The following is an 846-nucleotide window of genomic DNA, read 5'->3' on the forward strand; positions in this document are numbered from 1 at the left end:
TTTGATATTGTCATTTATAGAATCTCCTCCTTTGTTTCTAGAAAATTCTACTCCTTTTGTCGATTGTTTTTGGGGGGGTGCCAATGGTTAAGCACAAGTTAAACTATATCTTGATTTTTAAATAGAATTATATTCTTGTGATTTTTTTACACAGCTACATTACATTAATATTAATTTTTGTTAACATAATAAATTGAAGAAATCAGTATAATAATATCTAGTAGCTTAAGTAAAAATATAAAAACAGTTAATAAAATTTAATAAAAAGAAAAGCTTTTTTTATTTATTCTCAAATATTTTTTCGTTTTAGTGTTTTATAACTTCTTGCAATATATTGAAAATTTAGTAATCATTGTTAACTGTAAAGGTAGATTATTATTCAATCTATTTTTATTTCAAAAATATTTATAATTTTTAACAATTAAACTAAAGAGGTTATTTTATGTCGTCATATGAAATTACTGCAAAATGGGTAACAAGTTCTCATGATACTGGATGGTATTTTCCATTAGAAGTTACAATAAAAAACAATACTAACCAGGCAGTATTTGCTCCGGAAATAAGTTTTGATCTTAGTAAAGTAGAACACATTAATCCTACACAACCAATTAACGCTCATACCGGTTTTACTCATCAAACAAATACTTTACCTGTAATTAAAGGTAAGTTAGCAGAACATTTAGCAACTCTACCGGCTAACGGTTCTGTAACTGTAACTTTTGGGGTGAATTTTAATCCGGCGGTGCTTCCTAATCCAAATGCACTACCTGAAAAATTTACTTTTAATGGTGAACTAATAGGGAATCCAGAGCCAGAGCCAGAACCAGAGCCAGAACCAGAGCCAGA

The 846-nt window shown here is 28.7% G+C and carries 1 protein-coding gene; it reads left to right on the forward strand.

Annotation, left to right across the window (positions count from 1 at the left end):
• Positions 1-442 precede the first annotated feature (442 nt).
• Positions 443-846: hypothetical protein (locus KYQ89_RS01245; protein WP_218460035.1), on the forward strand; the 404-nt coding region annotated here is incomplete at its 3' end.

Origin of the sequence: Rickettsia sp. TH2014 (assembly GCF_019249195.1) — a bacterium.
GTDB lineage: Bacteria > Pseudomonadota > Alphaproteobacteria > Rickettsiales > Rickettsiaceae > Rickettsia > Rickettsia felis.